General features: G+C 53.8%; 15 protein-coding genes. 13 read left to right on the top strand and 2 right to left on the bottom strand.

Annotated features, from left to right (window positions below; all coding sequences use genetic code 11):
• Window positions 1–699 precede the first annotated feature (699 nt).
• Both F3J31_RS02070 and pspF read right to left on the bottom strand, forming a co-directional pair.
• Entirely contained in the window at window positions 700–1,167 is a 468-nt protein-coding gene (locus tag F3J31_RS02070) for a hypothetical protein (RefSeq protein WP_167211086.1), read from the bottom strand.
• An 81-nt stretch (window positions 1,168–1,248) separates the two neighbouring features.
• Window positions 1,249–2,226, bottom strand: coding sequence for a phage shock protein operon transcriptional activator (pspF, locus tag F3J31_RS02065; RefSeq protein ID WP_111966568.1), 978 nt, complete (start codon window positions 2,224–2,226; stop codon window positions 1,249–1,251).
• A 166-nt stretch (window positions 2,227–2,392) separates the two neighbouring features.
• Here pspF and pspA point away from each other — a divergent pair, with 166 nt between their 5' ends.
• The 13 genes from pspA (at window position 2,393) to pgmB (ending at window position 14,750) form a co-directional block, all read left to right on the top strand.
• A complete protein-coding gene (gene pspA, locus F3J31_RS02060; protein WP_023617933.1) occupies window positions 2,393–3,061 on the top strand; it encodes a phage shock protein PspA in 669 nt (222 codons plus the stop codon).
• A 49-nt stretch (window positions 3,062–3,110) separates the two neighbouring features.
• Window positions 3,111–3,335 (top strand): envelope stress response membrane protein PspB, encoded by a 225-nt coding sequence (gene pspB / locus F3J31_RS02055; RefSeq protein ID WP_023312045.1) that lies wholly within the window; start codon window positions 3,111–3,113, stop codon window positions 3,333–3,335.
• On the top strand, window positions 3,335–3,694 hold the full coding sequence (pspC, locus tag F3J31_RS02050) for an envelope stress response membrane protein PspC (RefSeq protein WP_023617934.1): 360 nt from the start codon (window positions 3,335–3,337) through the stop codon (window positions 3,692–3,694). The genes pspB and pspC overlap by 1 nt, the downstream gene beginning before the upstream one ends.
• Window positions 3,695–3,706: 12 nt before the next feature.
• Window positions 3,707–3,931: a phage shock protein PspD gene (pspD, locus tag F3J31_RS02045; RefSeq protein ID WP_023312043.1), complete on the top strand. Its 225-nt coding sequence runs from the start codon at window positions 3,707–3,709 to the stop codon at window positions 3,929–3,931.
• 196 nt (window positions 3,932–4,127) lie between these two features.
• Window positions 4,128–5,825, top strand: coding sequence for an alpha-amylase family glycosyl hydrolase (locus tag F3J31_RS02040; protein ID WP_205246182.1), 1,698 nt, complete (start codon window positions 4,128–4,130; stop codon window positions 5,823–5,825).
• A gap of 14 nt (window positions 5,826–5,839) precedes the next feature.
• Window positions 5,840–7,132, top strand: a complete 1,293-nt coding sequence (locus tag F3J31_RS02035; RefSeq protein ID WP_167211083.1) for an ABC transporter substrate-binding protein — start codon at window positions 5,840–5,842, stop codon at window positions 7,130–7,132.
• Window positions 7,133–7,154: 22 nt separating this feature from the next.
• The gene (locus F3J31_RS02030) at window positions 7,155–8,036 is read left to right on the top strand and encodes a sugar ABC transporter permease (protein WP_045908871.1); all 882 of its coding nucleotides are present in this window, start codon (window positions 7,155–7,157) and stop codon (window positions 8,034–8,036) included.
• Complete coding sequence (locus F3J31_RS02025; RefSeq protein ID WP_008501243.1) at window positions 8,023–8,865, top strand: carbohydrate ABC transporter permease; 843 nt, start codon at window positions 8,023–8,025, stop codon at window positions 8,863–8,865. The genes F3J31_RS02030 and F3J31_RS02025 overlap by 14 nt, the downstream gene beginning before the upstream one ends.
• Window positions 8,866–8,893: 28 nt before the next feature.
• Window positions 8,894–9,946, top strand: a complete 1,053-nt coding sequence (locus tag F3J31_RS02020; RefSeq protein ID WP_048029783.1) for a zinc-binding alcohol dehydrogenase — start codon at window positions 8,894–8,896, stop codon at window positions 9,944–9,946.
• A gap of 17 nt (window positions 9,947–9,963) precedes the next feature.
• Entirely contained in the window at window positions 9,964–10,752 is a 789-nt protein-coding gene (locus F3J31_RS02015) for a sugar phosphate isomerase/epimerase family protein (protein ID WP_100121947.1), read from the top strand.
• Window positions 10,753–10,763: 11 nt separating this feature from the next.
• Entirely contained in the window at window positions 10,764–11,822 is a 1,059-nt protein-coding gene (locus tag F3J31_RS02010; RefSeq protein WP_167211079.1) for a Gfo/Idh/MocA family oxidoreductase, read from the top strand.
• Window positions 11,816–14,095: a glycoside hydrolase family 65 protein gene (locus F3J31_RS02005; RefSeq protein ID WP_167211076.1), complete on the top strand. Its 2,280-nt coding sequence runs from the start codon at window positions 11,816–11,818 to the stop codon at window positions 14,093–14,095. Before F3J31_RS02010 ends, F3J31_RS02005 begins: the two co-directional genes overlap by 7 nt.
• Entirely contained in the window at window positions 14,085–14,750 is a 666-nt protein-coding gene (pgmB, locus tag F3J31_RS02000) for a beta-phosphoglucomutase (RefSeq protein WP_167211073.1), read from the top strand. Before F3J31_RS02005 ends, pgmB begins: the two co-directional genes overlap by 11 nt.
• Window positions 14,751–14,756 lie beyond the last annotated feature (6 nt).

Raw genomic sequence — 14,756 nt, 5'->3', positions numbered from 1 at the left:
TTTGCAGTCGGTCACTCAGCGTCACAACCCGATGCACGTTCATACCTGCAATCCACTTTGAATATACCTCATGGACTATCTTAGCATTTTCGTGGCGTATCTGACTCGCTATAAACGAAGGATTTAACCCGGCAGACAGGGTTTCGCAAAGTCGGTCGGTATAGTTACGTCTTCGCTGGGTAAAATGACAGGAATGCAGGGTACATTCCAGGTGCGATATCATTTTAATTGTAATATGTGTCTGATATATTATGATTTTTTACTAAAGTAAAACAAATTATGGCATTCAGACTACCCGCCAAACGCGAAGTGTTTGCATACTTTTGCCTGGGATTATGGTTTTACGGGATGTGTCGGCTTGACATCTATACAAGCGATGCGTACTTGATAGAACCAGGTTCTGTTTATTGGCCAATTATCTTGATTTCAGTCGCTATAGGTGCCTTTGCATCATGGCGCGTTTCGTCACGCGTCAAAAGCAAAGAGGGTAAACTGGAGCGCGTTAAGTTTTTCCTGGCTTGTTTTGTGTTTGTAGTGGGTGTCGTATCTTTCACACTCTGGGAAAGCACTGAAGCAATCATCGTTTCAAGTGCAACGCAAACAGTTAGCGGAACTTACCCTTTCAGGATGAACTACCCTGGACCTTCATGCGGAAAACATTGCCGTTGCAAGGCTGGGGTTGTCTATTATGACGAATTCTTAAAGCGTGAAATTGAATTCTGCCAGTGGGATGACGCTTCGTCTTTTTTCTACACAGACTCTATTCGTGTGGTCAAAAAAGTCAATGCTCACGGCGGTAAAATAATAAGCCATGAGGCAATTCACTAATTCAAAAGAGTGTCCTGAGATAGCTACATAATGAATAATAAGAGTGCCCAGAAGCAAGCGCATCACTGGAATAGTGAGCTTAGTGTCTTGAAAATAAAGTTTTTTTTGATCAAGTGAAATGATGCCGACAGCTAAAAGTAACGAACCACCGCTCGCCATGGTTAAAAGGTTAAAATAGAATTTCCAGGGGTGTTTAGAGCAATAAACATAATACTTCTCATAGGTTCCGTTGAGCCAGCCAATAAAAACTCCTGTCCTCAGAGCTTTACTTGTATGCCAGATGTAGAAAATACCGCCTAAGCAGAATGCGAGAGAAATCAAAAAATCTAGAATAGCCATCTTAATAATATCCTTATTCTTCTTGATTCATCTATTGCTTTTTTTTCATAAAATAAGTGAATTTTAAAGTGATAGACACTGTCATCGCATTTGATGCTTTTTGAGCAATGCCCTTAACTGATGGTAGGTCAAACCCAGCAGTTCAGCCGCCCGTTTCTGGTTATATTTCGCCGTCTTAAGGCTTTGCTCCAGCAGCTGTTTTTCCTGGTCGTGCTGGAACTGGCGCAGATCAAGGGGAAGAGCAGGGGCGTCGCCTGGAGATGCTGGTGCGGGCAAGGGCGGGGCGCTGCGCTGAAAAGGATCGATAATGATGTTGTCCAGCTCCGTCTCGCTGCTGCCGTGGCGATAGACGGAACGCTCCACGACGTTTTTCAGCTCGCGGATATTGCCCGGCCAGTGGTACGCGAGCAGCGTCTCCCGTGCATAATCGCTGAAGCCGGGGAACAGCGGCAGTCCGAGCTCGCGGCACATCTGAATCGCAAACTGGTCTGCCAGCAACATAATGTCGCTTCTTCGCTCGCGCAGCGGAGGAAGCTGCACGACGTCAAAGGCCAGGCGGTCGAGCAGGTCGGCACGGAATTTTTCCTCTGCCACCCTCTCCGGCAGGTTGGCGTTAGTGGCGCACACCAGGCGCACGTTCACCTGCAGCGGCTGGCTACCGCCGACGCGCTCCAGCTCGCCGTATTCAATCACGCGCAGCAGTTTCTCCTGCACCAGCATGGGCGCGGTGGCCAGCTCATCAAGAAACAGCGTACCGCCGTCGGCGCGCTCAAAGCGTCCGGGATGGCGTTTCTGGGCGCCGGTAAACGCGCCCGCCTCATGGCCGAAGAGCTCGGTGTCGAGCAGGTTTTCATTCAGCGCCGCGCAGTTAAGGGAAATGAAGGGGCCGTCCCAGCGCCCGGATAAATAGTGCAGACGGTTGGCGATGAGTTCCTTACCCGTACCGCGCTCGCCGATAATCAGCACCGGTTTATTGAGCGGCGCCAGGCGAGAAACCTGTTCCAGCACTTCCAGAAAGCTGTTTGCTTCGCCGAGTAAATTGTCTTTGTATCCAGGCATGATGAAATTAACCACTCCTTAGCGATATTCACCAGGCAAGAATAGTTCTTCACTGCATGAAAATCAACCATGGCCTGTTAAATCAATAAGATAAAAAGTTGGCATGAGATTTGTATTATCTGTACAGCAGGGCATCGCCCGATAACATAACTATGAGGAGTCAATTATGGGTATTTTTTCTCGTTTTGCCGACATCGTGAACGCCAACATCAACTCACTGCTGGAGAAAGCGGAAGATCCGCAGAAGCTGGTGCGTCTGATGATTCAGGAAATGGAAGACACGCTGGTTGAAGTCCGCTCTACCTCCGCCCGCGCGCTGGCGGAGAAAAAACAGCTTACGCGTCGTATTGAACAGGCCACCGCTCAGCTGAACGAATGGCAGGAAAAAGCAGAGCTCGCGCTGCGCAAAGACAAAGAGGATCTGGCCCGTGCGGCGCTGATCGAAAAACAGAAGCTGGCAGACATGGTCGCGACGCTCGAGCATGAAGTGACGCTGGTGGATGACACGCTCACCCGCATGAAAAAAGAGATTGGCGAGCTGGAAAACAAGCTGAGCGAAACCCGCGCGCGTCAGCAGGCGCTGACCCTGCGTCATCAGGCGGCAAGCTCTTCCCGTGACGTGCGTCGCCAGCTCGACAGCGGTAAGCTGGATGAAGCGATGGCCCGTTTTGAGTCCTTTGAGCGTCGTATCGACCAGATGGAAGCGGAAGCCGAAAGTCACGGTATCGGTAAGCAGAAGTCGCTGGATCAGCAGTTTGCTGACCTCAAGGCCGATGATGAAATCAGCGAGCAGCTGGCGGCACTGAAAGCCAAAATGAAGCAAGATAACCAATAATAATTCGTGCGGCACCTGAACGTGCCGCATCGTAAGACAAGGAGTACACATGAGCGCGCTTTTTCTGGCTATTCCCCTGACTATTTTCGTGCTGTTCGTTTTGCCGATTTGGCTATGGCTGCACTACAGCAACCGTTCCTCACGGGGCGAACTCTCCCAGAGTGAACAACAGCGTCTGGTACAGCTCTCCGACGAGGCGAACAAAATGCGCGAACGCATTCAGGCGCTGGAAGCCATCCTGGATGCTGAACATCCAAACTGGAGGGACCGTTAATGTCTGGACTGAATCTGAACAAAAAACTGTGGCGAATTCCACAGCAGGGCATGGTACGCGGCGTCTGTGCCGGGCTGGCTCATTATCTTGACGTCCCGGTTAAGCTGGTACGCGTGGTGACGGTGCTGTCGATCTTCTTTGGTCTGGCATTTATTACCCTGGTCGCGTACATCGTGCTGTCGTTTGTTCTTGACCCGATGCCGGAAGGAGAACTGGCGGCGGAAGGCGCCCCCACCAGCAGCGATCTCCTTAATGCTGTTGATGAACAACTCGCTGCCGGGGAGAAGCGGTTACGGGAAATGGAACGCTATGTCACGTCGGATACTTTTACGCTGAGAAGTCGTTTTCGTCAGCTTTAAGAGAGAGAAGAGATGAAACAACACTGGCAACAGGCCGGTCAGAAGGTTAAACCCGGCCTCAAAATCGCAGGTAAACTGGTCCTGCTGACCGCGTTACGTTTCGGCCCGGCAGGCGTGGCGGGGTGGGCGATAAAATCTGTTGCCCGCAAGCCGGTCAGAATGGTTCTGGCCGTGGCGCTCGAACCGCTGTTGCAAAAAGTGGCAAAACGGCTGTCGCGCCGCTACTTGTCCCAGTAATTCCCTCACGCGTTAGCCCTTACTCTTCCAGGAGAGGGGCTGGCGATGATTAACCGCACTTCCTCGTTAACCCTGCTTTCTTTGCGGCAGCTCACAATATTGTGCTGAGCTGCTTTGCAATCGTGTTTTTCTCCTGCCCGGTCCGTTGACAGATATTTTTCATGGGAGTAGATTGCCACTCCGTGGGACCGCTACCATGGAAAATCAAGTGAACGAAAAAATTAAAGCACTCATTAATCTTGTTTATGGAAAAACGTTTTCTGAAGCACATCTTCATGTGTTGCTGGAAAATATTGAAAAGGCCGCCTCTGTTATTACAGAAAAGCGTAAAATGGGCTGGGATGAAAAAGATGTCGTTCTGATAACCTATGCCGACCAGTTTTCAGCGAAAGGGGAGAAAGCACTCCCTGTTTTTACACGTTTTTATAACAAATGGCTTTCGCGTTCTTTTTCTCATGTCCATCTTTTGCCTTTTTATCCGTGGTCCTCGGACGACGGCTTTTCTGTCATTGATTATCATGAAGTTGCGCCTGAAACCGGAACATGGCGAGATGTTGCTGAATTAAAACAGTCAGCAAGCCTGATGTTTGATTTCGTCTGCAATCATATGTCGGCCAAAAGTGCCTGGTTTGCTAATTACCTGAAGCAAATGCCAGGGTATGATGATTTCTTTATTTCTGTCGATCCTGAAACAGATTTATCCGCGGTGACGCGTCCGCGTGCCTTACCGCTTCTTACCCCTTTCACGCTTCATGATGGCAGCGTACGACACCTGTGGACCACCTTCAGTGAGGACCAGGTTGATCTCAACTTCGCCTCTCCGCAGGTGCTGATTGCGATGGTCGACGTACTGCTGCATTACCTTATTGAAGGGGCGCGATATATTCGACTGGATGCCGTTGGGTTCATGTGGAAAATACCGGGAACGAGCTGCATTCACCTTGAGCAAACCCACCAGCTCATCCAGCTTTTCCGCGTCATTACCGAGGCGGTTGCCCCCGGCACGGTGATAATCACCGAGACGAATGTTCCGCATAAAGATAACGTCTCTTACTTCGGTAACGGCGAAAATGAAGCGCAGATGGTTTATCAGTTCTCGTTGCCCCCGCTGGTGCTGCATGCGGTGCATTGTCAGAATGTGCGCACGCTGAGCCAGTGGGCGGCGTCGCTGGCGTTGCCTTCCACCAAAACCACCTGGTTCAACTTCCTGGCCTCGCATGATGGCATTGGTCTTAACCCATTACGCGGAATATTACCTGAGTCGGAGATCCTCTCGCTTGTAGAGAAGCTGCAGTCTGAAGGCGCGTTGGTTAACTGGAAAAATAACCCGGATGGCACACGAAGCCCTTATGAAATTAATGTGACCTATCTGGATGCATTAAGTACGCGAGAAAGTCATGATAGCGATCGCATTGCCCGGTTTATTCTGGCCCATGCCGTCCTTTTAAGCTTCCCCGGTGTGCCTGCGATTTATATCCAGAGTATTCTCGGTTCCCGTAATGATTATGACGGGGTAGAGCGTCTGGGATATAACCGTGCGATAAATCGCGAAAAATATACCGCAGGAAAAATTGATAGTGCGCTTGAAGATAAAAATAGTCTGCGTTATCAGATCTATTGTGCGTTAAGCCAGTTAATCGTACTGCGTCGTGCGGAAAAAGCATTCCACCCTGACAGTCAGGCTTATTTTAGCACGTCAGGTGAGCATGTTTTAAAAATTGTTCGCGTGGCGGATTGTGGTGAAAAAATAACAGCGCTATTTAATTTCAGTGATGCTCCTCAAACGGTTGAATCTGACATTCACGCCGGAAGGGAATTGATTAGCGGAGAAGATATTACCGATACGACTCTGACCCTAAATCCATGGCAGGTTTTGTGGATTAAAGAAAACTAAAAAGGACCTTAAACATGAAAACACCCAGAATTGTGCTGATATCAGCACTGGTTTCGTGCGCCCTGTTATCAGGCTGTAAGGATGACAAAGCGTCCTCTGTCACCATTGAGTTTATGCACTCGTCGGTAGAGCAGGAGCGTCAGGCCGTTATTACGAAACTGATCGAAAAATTCGAGAAAGAGAACCCTGACATCACGGTAAAACAGGTACCGGTGGAAGAGGATGCCTACAACACCAAGGTGATTACGCTGGCAAGAACCGGCGCGCTGCCTGAAGTGATTGAGGTCAGCCATGACTACGCAAAAGTAATGGATAAAGAACAGCTTCTGGATCGTGACGCTATCGCTGAAGCCGTTAAAGCGGTGGGGGAAAACACCTTCTATGACGGAATCTTACGCGTAGTCCGTACGGAAGATGGCGCAGCCTGGACGGGCGTGCCGGTCAGCGCCTGGCTTTCCGGCGTCTGGTATCACAAAGATGTGCTGGCCGCGGCGGGCATTGAGGAGCCGCATAACTGGGAACAGCTTCTGCAAGCCAGCCAGCGTCTGAACGACCCGGCTAAAAAGCATTACGGCATCGCGCTGCCGACGGCGGAAAGCGTGATGACCGAGCAGTCATTCTCTCAGTTTGCCCTTTCCGGTGGCGCGAACGTGTTTGATGCAAAAGGCAATGTCGATATCGATACCCCGGAAATGGCAAAAGCGCTGGCGTTTTATAAAGCGCTGGCTGCGACCACCATGCCGGGTTCGAACGATGTCATGGAGATCAAAGACGCCTTCATGAACGGTTCTGCGCCGATGGCGGTTTATTCCACCTACATCCTGCCTGCCGTCTACAAGGACGGAAACCCTTCTAATCTGGGCTTCGTTGTCCCGACTGAAACGTCATCGGCGGTGTACGGCATGATCACCTCGCTCACGATCACCACCGGACAAACCGAAGAGGAGACCAAAGCGGCCGAGAAGTTTGTTACCTGGATGGAACAGGCTCAAAACGCGACGGACTGGGTCATGATGTCGCCGGGCGCGGCGCTGCCGGTAAACAAACTGGTGGTGGGCACGGAGACCTGGAAAAACAACGACGTGATTAAAGCGTTTGGGCAGTTGCCTTATGAGCTGATTGCGCAGTTCCCGAACGTGCAGGTGTTTGGCGCCGTGGGGGATAAAAACTTCACCCGCATGGGCGACGTGACGGGCTCCGGCATTATCAGTTCCATGGTGCATAACGTCACGGTGGGGCAGAAGGACCTTAACACAACGTTAAGCAGCAGCCAGAAGCGACTGACTGATCTCATTACACAACGATAGGAGCGCTCTGCGGAAGGAAATTATGAAGACGTTGTTTTCTGGTCGTTCAGATATGCCTTTCGCCATGCTGCTGTTGGCCCCCAGCCTGATACTGCTGGGGGGCCTGGTGGCCTGGCCAATGATTTCCAATATTGAAATCAGTTTTTTACGCTTGCCGCTCAATCCGCGCATTAGCGCCGTGTTTGTCGGACTGGACAATTACATTCGCATTCTCAGCGATGCCGCTTTCTGGCACTCGCTGTGGATGACCTTCTGGTACACGGCGCTGGTAGTGATTGGCAGCACGGTGCTGGGGCTTGCCGTCGCCATCTTTTTCAATCGCGAGTTTCGCCTGCGCAAGACGGCACGTTCACTGGTGATTTTATCCTACGTCACGCCGTCTATTTCGCTGGTGTTTGCCTGGAAATACATGTTCAACAACGGCTACGGCATCGTGAACTATCTGGGTGTAGACCTGTTGCACCTGTATGACCAGGCGCCGCTGTGGTTTGACAACCCGAACAGCAGCTTCGTACTGGTGGTGCTGTTCGCGATCTGGCGTTACTTCCCGTACGCGTTTATCTCATTCTTGGCGATTTTACAGACCATTGATAAATCCCTGTATGAAGCGGCGGAAATGGACGGTGCAAATGCCTGGCAGCGTTTTCGTATCGTCACGCTGCCCGCGATTATGCCGGTGCTGGCCACGGTGGTCACGCTTCGCACCATCTGGATGTTCTACATGTTTGCTGACGTCTACCTGCTGACCACGAAGGTCGATATTTTGGGCGTCTATCTCTACAAAACCGCATTCGCTTTCAACGATTTGGGCAAAGCAGCGGCGATCTCTGTGGTGCTGTTCGTGATTATCTTCGCTGTGATTCTGCTGACCAGAAAAAGGGTGAACCTCAATGGCAACAAATAAACGCGTACTGAGCCGTATTGGTTTTTATCTGGGGCTGGCGGTATTTCTGATCATCACGCTTTTCCCGTTCTTCGTGATGCTGATGACGTCATTCAAGAGCGCCAAAGAGGCGATTTCGCTCCATCCGACCATTCTGCCGCAGGCGTGGACGCTGCAGCATTACATCGACATCTTTAACCCGCTGATCTTCCCGTTTGTGGATTACTTCAGAAACAGCATGGTGGTGTCGCTGACCTCATCGGTGATTGCCGTGTTTCTCGGTACGCTGGGCGCTTACGCCTTGTCCAAGCTGCGTTTTAAGGGCCGTACGACGATCAATGCGAGTTTTTACACCGTCTACATGTTCTCCGGCATCTTGCTGGTGGTGCCGTTGTTCAAAATCATCACCGCGCTGGGGATCTACGACACCGAGCTGGCGCTGATTATCACCATGGTGACGCAGACGTTACCGACGGCGGTGTTCATGCTGCGCAGCTACTTCGACACCATTCCGGACGAAATAGAAGAAGCCGCAATGATGGACGGCCTTAACCGCCTGCAAATCATCTTCCGTATTACCGTGCCGCTGGCGATATCCGGGCTCGTATCGGTGTTTGTCTACTGCTTCATGGTGGCGTGGAACGACTATCTGTTTGCGTCCATTTTCCTGTCCAGCGCCAGCAACTTCACCTTGCCGGTCGGGCTGAACACGCTCTTTAGCACACCTGATTATATCTGGGGTCGCATGATGGCGGCATCGCTGGTGACGGCACTTCCGGTGGTCATCATGTACGCCCTGTCTGAACGTTTTATTAAAAGTGGTTTGACCGCCGGTGGCGTGAAGGGCTGAGGCGGCCAATTTTAACAAGGAGTCAATCATGAAAAAATTAGTTGCGACAGCGCCACGCGTGGCGGCGCTCGTAGAGTATGAAGATCGCCCGGTTGCGGGACATGAAGTGAAAATTCGTGCCTGCTTTGGCGCACCGAAACACGGTACCGAAGTGGTGGATTTCCGCGCGGCAAGTCCGTTTATCGATGAAGAGTTCAATGCGGAGTGGCAGATGTTTACCCCGCGCGAAGAGGGGGCGGCCCGCGGGATAGAATTCGGTAAGTTCCAGCTGGGTAATATGATTGTCGGCGACATTATCGAATGCGGCGCTGACGTCACGGAATACCAGACGGGCGATCGCGTCTGCTGTTACGGGCCGCTTCAGGAGACGGTCATCGTGAATGCCGTCAACAACTACAAGCTGCGCAAAATGCCGCAGGGTGCCTCCTGGAAGAACGCCGTCTGCTACGATCCGGCACAGTTTGCCATGAGCGGCGTGCGTGATGCCAACGTGCGGGTCGGGGACTTTGTCGTGGTGGTAGGCCTCGGCGCGATTGGGCAGATTGCGATCCAACTGGCGAAAAAAGCCGGCGCGTCAGTCGTCATCGGCGTGGATCCTATCGAACACCGTTGCGACATTGCCCGCCGTCATGGCGCGGACTACTGCCTGAACCCAATCGGCACAGATGTCGGTCTGGAAATTAAAAAGCTGACCGGAAAGCAGGGCGCAGATGTGATCATCGAGACCAGCGGCTTTGCCGATGCGCTGCAGTCCGCACTGCGCGGCCTCGCCTACGGCGGCACCATTTCCTACGTTGCGTTCGCTAAACCGTTCGCTGCAGGCTTCAATCTGGGGCGTGAAGCGCACTTCAACAACGCGAAGATTGTCTTCTCCCGCGCCTGCAGTGAGCCAAACCCGGACTACCCGCGCTGGAGCCGCAAGCGTATTGAAGAGACCTGCTGGGAACTGCTGATGAACGGTTATCTGAATTGTGAAGATCTGATCGACCCGGTTGTGACCTTTACCAGCAGCGCTGAAAGCTACATGAAATATGTGGATCAGCATCCGGAACTGAGCATCAAAATGGGCGTCACTTTTTAAGCTAAGGAAAGCAACTCATGAAAATCGCAACACAAAATCAGGCCTTTTTCCCGGGCAATATCCTGGAGAAATTCGAGTACATCAAAGCGATGGGTTTTGATGGCTATGAAATTGACGGCAAGCTGCTGGTGGAAAACCTCGCCGAGGTGAAAGCGGCGATTAAGGCCACCGGCCTGCCGGTCACGACCGCCTGCGGCGGATACGATGGCTGGATTGGTGACTTTATCGAAGAGCGTCGTCTGAACGGCTTAGCGCAGATTGAACGCATTCTGGAAGCGCTGGCCGAAGTGGGCGGCAAGGGCATTATCGTGCCTGCAGCCTGGGGCATGTTCACCTTCCGTTTACCGCCAATGACTTCACCACGCAGCCTCGAAGGCGACCGCAAAGCGGTAAGTGCTTCGCTGCGCTGGCTGGATGAGGTGGCAGCGCGCACCGGAACCACCGTCTATCTGGAGCCGCTGAACCGCTACCAGGATCACATGATCAACACCCTGGCTGACGCACGACGCTATATCGAAGAGAACGGCCTCAAGCACGTGCAGATCATCGGTGATTTCTATCATATGAACATTGAAGAAGATTCGCTGACGGAGGCGCTGCATCAGCATCGCGATCTGCTGGGCCATGTGCACATCGCTGATAACCATCGTTACCAGCCGGGAAGCGGTAGCCTCGATTTTGCCAGCCTGTTCGATCAGCTGCGTGCGGATAATTACCAGGGCTATGTGGTTTACGAGTGCCGCGTACGTGCTGAAGATCCCGCTCAGGCTTATCGGGATTCCCTCACTTATTTACGTGAATGCTAAGGATGACGAGCGTGATGAGTGCTTCAACAACGTCGCCACTGCGCGTCGCCATCATTGGCGCCGGGCAGGTTGCGGACAAAGTGCATGCCTCGTATTACGCCACGCGCAGTGATGTTCAGATGGTGGCTGTCATGGACAGCCGCCTCGAACAGGCACAGGCTTTTGCGGAGCGTCATGCCATACCGTCGGCGTGGCAGGACGCGTGCGCCATGCTGGAGGCGGTTAAGCCGGACGTGGTGAGCGTTTGTTCGCCAAACCGATTTCATTTTGAGCATGTGATGGCGGCGCTGGAGGCTGGCTGTCATGTGATGTGCGAAAAACCGCCCGCCATGACGCCGCAAGAGGCCGATGAGATGCGGATAGCTGCCCGCAAGGCGGGGAAGGTGCTGGCATATGATTTTCATCACCGCTTCGCGCTCGACACGCAGCTGCTGCGCGAGGCCGTGATGAACGGAACGCTGGGCGAAATCTACTTCACCTCGGCGCAGGCACTGCGGCGCTGCGGCGTGCCGGGCTGGGGCGTCTTCACTAACAAAGCGCTGCAGGGCGGTGGGCCGCTGATTGACATTGGCATTCACATGCTGGATGCCGCGATGTACGTACTGGGTTTCCCGGCGGTCAAAAGGGTCACGGCGCACGGCTTCCAGAGGCTGGGAACCCAAAAAAGCAGCGGCCAGTTCGGCGCGTGGGATCCCGCACAGTTTACGGTGGAAGATGCCCTGTTTGGCACTATCGAATTCTGCAACGGCGGCATTTTGCGTCTGGACACCTCGTTCGCGCTGAATATCCGCGAGCAGTCGATCATGAATGTCGCCTTTTGCGGTGAAAAGGCGGGGGCGACACTTTTCCCGGCCCACGTTTATCAGGATGACGCCGGGACGTTACAAACCCTGGTTCAGCGTGAAGAGGCTGACGACCAGCGCCATTTACGCAGCATGGAGGCCTTTGTCCGCCACGTGCAGGGAGAGCCCGTAATGATTGCAGATGCTGAACAGGGGCTGGTGATTCAGCAGCTTGTCGCGGCGCTTTATCAATCGGCAGAAACAGGGGAAAGCGTAACATTATGCTGAGCGTGTCTGTATTAACCGATCCGGGCTTTTGTCCGCACAGTCTGAATAAGTACGCATCCATTATGGCATGCGGTAACGGCTACATGGGCATTCGCGCTGCGCATGAAGAAGATTACACCCAGCAAACCCGAGGAATGTATCTTGCGGGTCTCTATCATCAGGCGGGACGTAACGAGACCACAGAGCTGATCAATTTGCCCGATATCACCGGTATCGAGGTTGAGCTGGACGGGGTGAATTACACCCTTCTGGCCGGGGAGATTCTTGAGTGGCAGCGCGAGCTGGCGTTTGCCAACGGCGAACTGCATCGCCGCGTCGTCTGGCGTTCGCCCAACGGAAAGCGCTATCGCCTGGAGAGTCGTCGTTTTGTCTCTCTGGATCAGCTGCCGCTTGTGGCCATGCAGCTTGCGATCACCCCGCTGGATGATGCCTCGCAGGTGGTGATGAAAACCGGCATTGATGCGACACAAACCAATACGGGCCGGCAACATCTGGATGAAATTTCCGTCAGGGTGTTCGACCAGCACTATATGCAGGGTGTGTATGAAACGCAGGACCGGGCCGCTGATGTTGTCATCTCAGCCTTTTGTCAGCTATCAGCCGACAGCGAAAGCTGCTTTACCGCTAAAAATCGTCGGCTCTCTGCTCACTATTCCCTGACGATACCGAAGGGTGACACTGTCACGCTGGATAAGTTTGTCTGGGTGGTCCATCGCAGCGATAAAGCCCTGTCGCAGGAATCTTTCGCGCGCGGCGCGCTGGCGGATCTCAAGGTTTGTGCAGCAAGGAGTTATGCCTCGCTGCTGGAAAGTTCAGCCTGCGCATGGGAAGACGTATGGCGCGATGCCCGGGTGGAAGTGGCTTCTGCATCTCCTGTCGATCAGATGGCGCTGGACTATGCCGTCTGGCATCTGACCACCATGACGCCAGCTCATGATGAGCGGAGCAGCATTGCCGCTAAGGGCTTGACCGGCGAGGGGTATAAAGGCCATGTCTTCTGGGACACCGAAATATTCCTGCTGCCTTTCCATCTTTTCACTCGTCCGCAGGTGGCCCGCAGTCTGCTGCGCTATCGCTGGCTGAACCTGGCCGGGGCCCGGGAAAAAGCCCGCCGCAACGGCTGGCCGGGTGCGCTGTTCCCGTGGGAGAGTGCCGCGAGCGGCAAAGAGGAGACGCCGGAATTTGCGGCTATCAACATCCGTACGGGCATGCGGCAGAAAGTGGCCTCCGCCCTGGCCGAACATCACATCGTGGCGGACATTGCCTGGGCCGTTGTGGCCTACTGGCAGGCCACGCGCGATGACGCGTTTATGCGTAATGAAGGGCTGACCCTGCTGGTGGAGACGGCAACGTTCTGGATGGGCCGCGCCACGGAGGTCAACGGGCGCCTGGAAATTCATGATGTGATTGGGCCGGACGAATACACCGAGCATGTGAATAACAACGCCTACACCAACTATCTTGCCTGGCACAACGTGGCCAGCGCATGCCGGTTTATGTCGATGTTTGAGCGTGAAGAGGCCTGCTTCATGGAGAAGGCGACCACCTTCCTGGCCCGCTTGTGGCTGCCGGAAGCCGACGCCGGGGGAGTGATCCCGCAGGACGATTCGTTCATGGCGAAACCCGCCATCGATTTAAGCCGCTATAAAGCCAAAGCGGGTAAGCAGACCATCCTGCTGGATTACTCTCGCGCGGAAGTTAACGAGATGCAAATCCTCAAGCAGGCTGACGTGGTGATGCTTAACTACCTGTTGCCGGAGAAATTTACCCCAGCCCAGTGCGCGGCCAACCTGGCGTTTTACGAGCCGCGGACGATCCATGACTCTTCACTGAGCAAGGCTATTCACGGCATTGTGGCCGCCCGCTGTGGCGATACGGAAGGGGCTTACGCCTTCTGGCGCGCTGGCGTGGCTATCGATCTGGGCGACGATCCGCACAGCAGCGATGACGGCATTCATGCCGCGGCCACGGGTGCCATCTGGTCCGGCGTCATTCAGGGGTTTGCCGGCATGCAGATTGTTGAGGGCGAGCTGCACCTTGCGCCGAAGCTACCCGCTCACTGGCGAAAACTTGTCTTCCCTCTGCGCTGGCAGAACGCACGCCTGCGCTTCACGTTTGAAAATGACGTTTTAACCATCGATACCTCCGCGCCCGTCACGTTAACGCTGTGGGGAAAAACGGTTTGCGTATCGGAGCGGCAGGCATTCTCTCGTAGGGAATTTCTTACATCTTTTAATGGGACCGCTACCACGGAGGCCAGCGATGAAGCCTGAAGCCGTTGTATTCGATCTTGATGGGGTTATCACCGATACCGCACATCTGCACTTTCTCGCCTGGCGTTCGGTCGCGCAGGAGATCGGCATCACTATCGATGAGGTGTTTAACGAGGAGCTGAAGGGAATTAGCCGCATGGAATCCCTGCAGCGGATCCTGCGACACGGTGGGAAAGAGGGGGCGTTTGACGATAAACAGTGCCTGGCGCTGGCGGGGAAGAAAAATGCGCTCTACGTCGCATCGCTGTCGTCATTGACCGAGGCGTCGCTGCTGCCGGGTATCCGGGAGGTGCTGGCGGACATTCGGGCGGCAGAGGTCAAAATTGGGCTCGCCTCCGTTTCCCTCAATGCACCTGGAATACTGCATGCCCTGGGTATTCATGACGCCTTTGATTTTTGCGCTGATGCCTCCCGCATTGCCTGTTCAAAACCGGATCCGGAGATCTTCCTCGCCGCGTGTGCTGGCCTGAACGTCCGCCCTGGTGCAGCCATCGGGGTCGAAGATGCGCCCGCAGGCGTGGCGGCGATCAACGCGGCGGGCATGCTGTCGGTCGGGATTGGCTCAGGCCTGACCCATGCGGGATTACAGCTTCATTCAACGCAGGAACTGACCTGGAAATGCCTGACCGATTTCTGGGCCTCCCGGGCGTATTGATAAGGA

Origin of the sequence: Enterobacter sp. Acro-832 (genome assembly GCF_011752745.1) — a bacterium.
Lineage (GTDB): Bacteria > Pseudomonadota > Gammaproteobacteria > Enterobacterales > Enterobacteriaceae > Enterobacter > Enterobacter quasiroggenkampii.
Note: the sequence above shows the minus strand (reverse complement) of the source record. Positions and strands in the feature narration are given on the sequence as shown.